Consider the following 7677-nt stretch of genomic DNA (forward strand, 5'->3'; position numbering starts at 1 on the left):
CCTTGGCAGCATCCGAGAGCTTTTCCTGTGTAAAAAAACTCTTCAACCATTGCCAAAAGTTGGAAAAGCTTTGTTTAACGCCCTCCCACAAATTGCCAAACCACTCGACAACAGCGCTAAGCTCTTGTTTAAACTTTTGCCAAGTTTGAGAGAAATCAAAAGCAGCAGCAATGATATTTTTCCATTTGGTGATGGTGGTGGTATCAGCACCAAAAAAGCGCATGACGGCTTCAAAGGCACGCCCCCAAGCCCGAGATACCCCCCGTGCAAAACCTTTGACAAAAGAAGAAAAACGATCCCAATATTTCCACAAAGCAAAACCAGCAGCAAGGATGACAGCCACAACAGCAGCAATGACCGCCCCGATCGGGGTAAAAATACCCCCCACAACAGAGGAAAGACTTGCCCCAACCACTTCGATCACTGTCCCCATCCAACCAAAAGAGGCAGCAAATGCACTTCCTGAGACAGCAATCCCCCGTAAAGCCCCTACCAGTAAAGTCATGGGGCGAAGAAGACGCAGCGCACTTCCACCAAAGCTTGCTGCTATTAAACCCAGCGAGCGCCCTGCGGCTGCTAAGCCCCGCCAGCTTGCAGCAACACCACGACTAACAGCACCCATCTTGATAAAAGAGCCCATCAATTGAAGAAGCCCAAGGCGTGTCCCAGCAAGAGTAAAGCGCAACACGCGCAGAGCAATATTAAAAGCCATGAGGGCGGCAATGGTTTTGATAATGGCGCTTGTTAAAGTTGGGTGCGCATTCGCCCACGCCATCAACCCATTGGTAAAATTACCAACAGTTTCCATGAGACTGTTGAGAGGAGGCAGAAGCACTTCACCAATGGTGATGCCCAGAGCCACAATACGGTTTTGTAAGAGTTCAAATTGCCGCATGGCACCGGTTGCTTGTTTGTCTGCTTCTTGTTCTACCGAACCTTTAAAGACTTGTGGATCTTTCACATACTCTAAAGCTTGCCCTAACAATTCGGGGTTACCCACCAATTTGGCAAAATCACCAGTAAAATCGCGCCCAGCAATGGCAATCAGCGAGCGCATGCCCTGTTCGGATTTACCCAACACATTAAAAAAGCGTACCAAGGTGCCGGTGGCATCTTTGTCCAGATCTTGCATAAATTTTTCGCGGGAAAGCCCGATATTGGCAAAAGCATCTTCAATATGTTTGCCTCCTGCCTGAATACGCGCACTCATGGCATTAAAACCACGCGCGGCACTCTCTGGAACAATCCCAGCAGAAATCATCGCCGTACCAAATGCTGCTGTTTCCCGCGCTGTCAACTTAAACATGGTTGCCGCACCGGTGGCACGATTGGTAAAATCAGACACTTCACTGGCCTTTGCCGCCATGTGGTTCGAGAGATGATTGATAGCATCGCCTAGATCTTCAATACCTACCTGATTAAGCTTAAAGACATTGCGCAATTTGGCAAAGCGCTCCCCAATCTGATCTCCCGTCATATCAAAAGCTACAGCTGCTTTAGCGGCATAAATGCTAAAAGCTTCTAGATCTTGTTCGCCAATCCCTGCTTGGCTGGCACTGGTCATCAGTTCCAAAACTTCACGCGCCGCTAGCGGAATCTTGGTGGAGGTTTCAAGCGCAAAACGGCGCAATTCCTTTAAGCGATCAAGGGGGGCATCGAGAACCTTTTCCAAGCCCTTCATCGATTGATCAAATTGCATGGCTTTATAGAGCGGTGCAATTAAGGTTGCTGTTTGCGCAAGCGCACCCACCATACGCCCCCGCGCATGGTTAAAAGCATTTTCCGCATTCTTTGTCGCATCCTCAAGATGCTCAGGGTCAAACCACCCTTTAAAATGCTGCCTTGTCTTGTTTTGGAAATGTGCAACATCTGAACTAAAGGCTGCAAGATCCCGCTTGGCAGAAGCTATCCCCTCTTGCAGATGATTGACAAAACGCACAACAAGGGAAACATCCATGACGATTCTTTATCCTAACTGATGGCTTTCATATTTTTGAGCTTTCAGGCGCGCGAGTTCTTCTCGATAGGCAATCACATCCAGCCAATCCATCTGGTTAATCTCTGAAGGCGCCCAGTGATAATAAAGGGCTAGTTCTGCCCCAAATTGTCTGGCAGAGAGGATTGGCGTTGCGTAAAAAAAGCAAAAAAAGCCTTCAATATTGCGACAATATCCATCACATCAACTCGATCAATCAATTCAATAGATTCACGTGACATATCAGCCAAAAGTGCTGTGATGCCTTCTGTTGCCTCACTTGTGAACAAAACTTGAGAAAGCTTCGTGATAAGCACATCATTGCTCAAAGTTGTTTTTTGCTCTCCAAACTCAGGAAGCAGCAGCTCTGTCAATTGTGGTCCAATGAGCACCGCTAATTGCTTGGCATGCTTAAAAGTGGGGCGATAAAAGGTCAGTTTCTTGCAGAGAGATTCTTTGCCACCTTTATCTTGATAAGGAAGCGGAACCTGCAACTCTACATCAATGCTGGTTTGTAAACTTGTCATGATCAATTCCTATAAATTGAGAATAGAGCGGCGGCGAGAACCGATCTCTTGCCCATTGCGGACAAGCCAGCCGCCCCGTTTAAAAGAAAAGCGGTGCAAAACAGAACCATCCCAAAATTCCGTATAGTCCCAAACATTTTTGATCTCGCAATCATAGCCTGTCGCTTTTCCAGCTGTTAAGCCTTCGCTATCGACTTTGACCAACCGCCCTGTCACATCAATGGAATGTTCATGCTCGCGTCCATCTTCTTCAGAGATCACATGTTTTTTGCCAGTAAATTTATGACGAAGACCAGGAGGACCACCAAAGATGCCGATAATTTCTGGTGTGTGGCTGCGGATTTTCATTTGTAAACTCAAAGCTTTCACACCAAGACCGCTCACATCAATTTGCATATCAGAGCCGCCCGGTTGATAGGTTTCGGTGATTTCTTCTAACGTAGGTAATTTGAGGGTTTCAAGATCAAGATGGAGATTCACATCATCATCAACAATCAAGGTAAAACCGCGTACAATGCGTAAAGTCATGCTTTAACTCCTTGCTGCTTTGCGATAAGTTTCAAGCGTATCGCCAAATTGATAAGTCATTTTCTTTTGGATATCTTGCGCCAGCCGATCAAAATAAGCGCTATTGCGCCGGCTGCCGAAACTCAAATCTTCTAAAGGTGGCACTTCTTCTGCATCAAACTCGACCCGCAATTTTCCCAATTGCAAAGTGCTGTTGGAATTTAAATCACGATCAAACCAAACCCGGCCACCCAAAAGCGCACCCCGCGCAATCAGATCATCAAGAAACTGTGTAAGGCTGCGGGTAATGGCAATAACATGTTGACCAGTAAGGTTTTCATCATTGGCCCAAGGGCGGAAATTGTTAATGATCGTTTTTTCCAAGGCTGCACGGGTGCGCACCACATTGACAAAGCGCCAAAGTGGATCACTGGAGGTGGTATGATTTCCCCATAAAATGCGCCCATTGGAAGCTACTTCTCCCTGCGCATTTTGGCTAAGCCGTGCTGGAATAAAGGTCGCAATATCGGCTTGGTTAAGGCGATTTGCCTCATGATCAATTTCGCCATCAAAATAGCTAATGGGGCGTGCTGTCCCTAAAATGCCATGCACATCTTGGTTGGAAGGAGACCAAAAAACACCGCCCCTTTGCTTGTCACGTTTGATAAACATGGCTGCTGCAAAAGGACTTGCCGGTTTAACACTAACACCCCCCTCACGATTTGCCACCCGTACAAAGGGGTCAATCAAATAACAAAAGCGTGAGGAAAAATCTGCACGATAGGCAAGACTTTCTTCCGTGTTTTTACCCCCCGTATCGAACACAGCAATGGCTTGCAACTTTTCTGCCACTTGTTCTAAAGCATCTGCCACGGGGTTTTTACCATTATCAATCCGCCCTGCACTATAAGCCGGTGCTAAGAGAATTCCAGGTTCCACCCCCAAATGCCCCCGCGCATGCGCTAAGGCATGCACACCGGTCAAGTGAGTATTGGATCCCACCATTTCGGTTTGTGTCTCAGCAATGGTTGATTTTTCTTCCACACGCACAAGGATAATTTGTGCCTCAATCCCCTGCGCGCACACGGCTTTAATCACATCAAGAGCTGTGCCTCTTGCCCCAAGCTTTTGGATTTTCTCTGTCTCATGGGTGAAGACCAACACGGGCTCGTCGAGGGGAAAAACTTGGTTGTCAGCATCAGGGGCTGTAACAACCGCTCCAATGGCGGTCTGATCAAATGTTGCTAAAGGACGGGAATCCTCACCAGCCTCTACAATGCGAATCCCATGATTAAATTCTATTGCCATTTTGCTCTCCAAATCAATGAAGAGACCATAACAACAAGAGCTCCCTTTCATAAGTCTGACACTGTCAGTCAAAAAGCCCTTTTAAAGGGCTTTAAAGGGGACTTAAAGACGGAAGAGCATACAAGCCTTTAAACGCTTATACAAAGATCTTTAATTTAACTGCGCCATCACCACCCCGTCCAGCACCATTTACTGTTCCATCTTCACCATCTCGATAACCGCCACCGCCACCGCCGCCATATCCTTTTTCAGCTCCGCTTCCTCCATTGCCACCATACTGGCTTTTTCCTCCCTTACCTCCATTATTAGCTATACCACTACCACCACTCCCACCACTCCCACCTCCACCTGCTCCACCATAGGTACTATCCCCTCCATCACCGCCACAACTATCATTAAAGCCACCACCACCTCCTCCGCCTCCATGCCAAGGATGTTCTTTTCCCGCATAACCATTATTATTACTACCACTTGCAGTTCCATAACCACCTGAAACTCCACCACCACTATTTCCACCAATATAACCGTTATTCCCCTTACCACCCCGTGCTGTAAGAATAGAACCAACTAGCGTATTACCACCATTAACACCATTTCCATATCCGCCTTTTCCAATAGCCACTACATCATTATTCTGTAATTGGCGTTTTTGAATCTTTAAAGAAATACATTCACCCCCACCTCCTCCTCCACGTTGGCCACCGCTCCCGCCACCTCCCCAAGCCATGATTTCAATATCAGTGTCATCTGTCACCCCATCAGGCCAAGGAATATTACCACTCTGCAACATAACGATTTCAATGTACTCTTCTTTACGCTTTTTGATTAAAGCATCCAAAAGAGCATCCACTTGCACCTTGGTATAAACAGCTTCACCATCAACTCTCAAAGGTCCTTTCAAGGTACTTCCATTTGTGCTTAAACTTGTCACCGTTTCACCATTATGAATAAGGCTAAACGACGAATTGCCCAAAAGCTCTAAGGCACCACTCATAGTCACTTTGCTGGTAAATTTATTGTAATTTTTCCATTCATTTGGACTTGTGAGGCGACCATAGCTTGTGAGATCTTCGTTGATTTTGGCTCTAAAATCATCAAGCCCCACAATATCTTCGGTTTTATGTTGATGCGCGCCTAACAATGATATTGCACTGCCAAAAGTGAAGTTATTATTGCTTGATTTATAGAGAACATAATTGTTGGCAGCATCTTTTGCGCCTTCGATATCGCTTAAATCAGCAAATGAGAAAGTTTTATCCGCTGCCATTTTGCCATTGAGAGCGCTTTCTAAATTTGTGATTTCGCTTATGGTATGCGTGTGTTGTAAAGGTGCTTTTTCGTTTATCTTTTCCTCAACAGCCAAAAGAGCTTGATCAATTTTGGTCAAGTTTTCCCGCAAGATTGGGAATTCAGAACTGATAAAGCGACCTTCTTTAGGCAATTCCATGTCGAGTTTTTTGGTTTTTGTCATCTCTCATTTTCCCCTCATAATATGCCGGCGCCAAAATCACGCACCATTGACCGTGCCGCCGGTCCACCGGTAAGCGTGAGTTTCAAGCGCGCTTGTTTGGCGCCTTTATCACTGCTGGTAAATTTTCGTTCTGTCCAAAGCGGTTCAGCGAGTTGTTCTGTTTCGTCAAGTTTCAAAGGGGTGAAAGCACCATCATCCAGTTGCATCTCCAGTGAAAAGGTTGCACCACCTGGTAAAAAGGTTTTGATATAGCTGGTCAATCTTGCTTTTTCCCCAAAGGCAAAAGCACGCGTGACATAGGTAGCTTCCTTATGGATCTTTCCCGCAATCAATTGAACAGGCGCAAACAAGACGGGTGAGAGCTTTTCGGTGCCTTTGAGAATAGCGCGAAGCTTTATCTTTTCACTGATATACTCAGTAAGGCTTAGCAATTGAAAGGGAAGAAGTTGATAAACCGTGCCATTGTTTCGTTCAATTTCAAAGATGACAGAACAATCGCTTGAAGGCAATTCAATGGCTGCGCGTATTTGCAAATCAGAGCAGTCAACAAGGTCAAAAGTGCCAAGATCAATGGTTTTTTCTGTTTGTGTATAGCGTGCCGCCAGCACTCGAAAGGCTAAAGCCTCATCTTGATGGGCGGTCCAGCTCCTAGCATTGACAGAAGAAAAGCGTGGACCGGTCACGTAAGGGTGGCTCGAGACGTATCTCTGGTGTTCTGCATCAAAATCCCCAAGCTTTGCCAGTGAAACAGAATGATCAGCATCATCGGTTTTAATGACAAAAGCAGTGAGACGGTCATTAGGGACTAACAAAGGGACATCATAGCGTGCCTCTGCCCAACCTAGCTTTGCGCCCTTCATAGAATAAAAGCTTTGTGCTTGAATATCGGCGGTCGGATAACCGTTTTCTGTAGTGACCAAATCAATCACCAAATCATGGTTCTCATTACCGATTTTGCAAAGATGAAAGTCAATACCGGTGATTTGCCGTGTTTCATCGGGGGTAAAGACTTGCGCTTGTGGGTCAAATTGCATCCATATTTTCACAGTGGTGGTGCGCCGCATCACTTTCACATCAATTACACCTTGCCCTGTAAAAAGCCCCGTTGCAATGGTTCCACCTTTCCCCCGTGCCACAACATTTTTTGTGCCAGAGGTGATGTTTTGTGGAATTTTAAAAGTTCCTTCAAGGGTGCCCTTGCTATCGGCAACAAGGCGGCTCGCTGGCAAAACATTCACACCATCAAAGATGAGGCTTTCTAATTGTTCTAACTTGCCAAAGCCTTCAATTTTAAAGTGAAGGGTAATTTGTCTTAAAAAGTCGGTTTGTTCTTGATGTGCATTGACCAAGTCATCACGCACTTCTGTGTTACGGATAGTTCTGCCGCGATGTTTTCCCATAATGATTTGATTGGTGATACCCGAGAGCCAATCTGTGCGCTGTTCATGCCAAAAGTCTGTCGCGGGTTCAAGGGTTACTGTACCAGGTAAGGTCGCAAAATTTTGATAAGGATTGATTTTTTCGCAAGCCGTTGTCAACTCTTGCGCAATGATCACTTCATTTGTCCAGTCAAGCGTAACAGGCGCGTTCAGATGAGCGGTGTAAAAGGTTGGATCAATGGCGAGCTGTAAAATGCCATTGCCTACAGCCCCCGTTTGTTGAAAGCCTTCATCTCTGTAACTATCATCAAGAAAAGGGTCTGCAAACATGCCCTTTTTGGCAACAGGTTCTTTAGAGTCAACATTGCTTTTAATACGCTCTAATTGCATCAATCGATCAAGCGAAAGCACTCGTTGAAAATAGCGCCACATCTCATCATAGGGGGCAACCCGTGTGCCATCATTGACCACAACCGGCGTTTCAAGCCAATTGTTGGTAATGGTTGCAAG

The 7677-nt window shown here is 46.0% G+C and carries 6 protein-coding genes; all 6 read right to left on the reverse strand.

The features are described 5' to 3' along the window. Positions 1 to 1957, reverse strand: a 1957-nt coding sequence (locus tag ACFIK0_RS08685) for a phage tail tape measure protein (protein WP_375663833.1), incomplete at its 3' end; no start/stop codon positions are given. Between the two features lie 131 nt (positions 1958 to 2088). Then, positions 2089 to 2502 (reverse strand): hypothetical protein, encoded by a 414-nt coding sequence (locus ACFIK0_RS08690; protein ID WP_375613999.1) that lies wholly within the window; start codon positions 2500 to 2502, stop codon positions 2089 to 2091. A gap of 9 nt (positions 2503 to 2511) precedes the next feature. Further along, the gene (locus tag ACFIK0_RS08695) at positions 2512 to 3030 is read right to left on the reverse strand and encodes a phage major tail tube protein (RefSeq protein WP_015856800.1); all 519 of its coding nucleotides are present in this window, start codon (positions 3028 to 3030) and stop codon (positions 2512 to 2514) included. Between the two features lie 3 nt (positions 3031 to 3033). Then, the gene (locus ACFIK0_RS08700) at positions 3034 to 4317 is read right to left on the reverse strand and encodes a phage tail sheath C-terminal domain-containing protein (protein ID WP_375663834.1); all 1284 of its coding nucleotides are present in this window, start codon (positions 4315 to 4317) and stop codon (positions 3034 to 3036) included. Between the two features lie 136 nt (positions 4318 to 4453). Next, the gene (locus tag ACFIK0_RS08705) at positions 4454 to 5788 is read right to left on the reverse strand and encodes a Bgr_08870 family protein (protein ID WP_375663835.1); all 1335 of its coding nucleotides are present in this window, start codon (positions 5786 to 5788) and stop codon (positions 4454 to 4456) included. Positions 5789 to 5802: 14 nt separating this feature from the next. Then, the coding region (locus ACFIK0_RS08710; protein WP_375663836.1) for a DUF4815 domain-containing protein at positions 5803 to 7677 on the reverse strand (1875 nt) is incomplete at its 5' end.

It is taken from the genome of Bartonella sp. CL63NXGY, assembly GCF_042194905.1.
Classification (GTDB): Bacteria; Pseudomonadota; Alphaproteobacteria; order Rhizobiales; family Rhizobiaceae; genus Bartonella.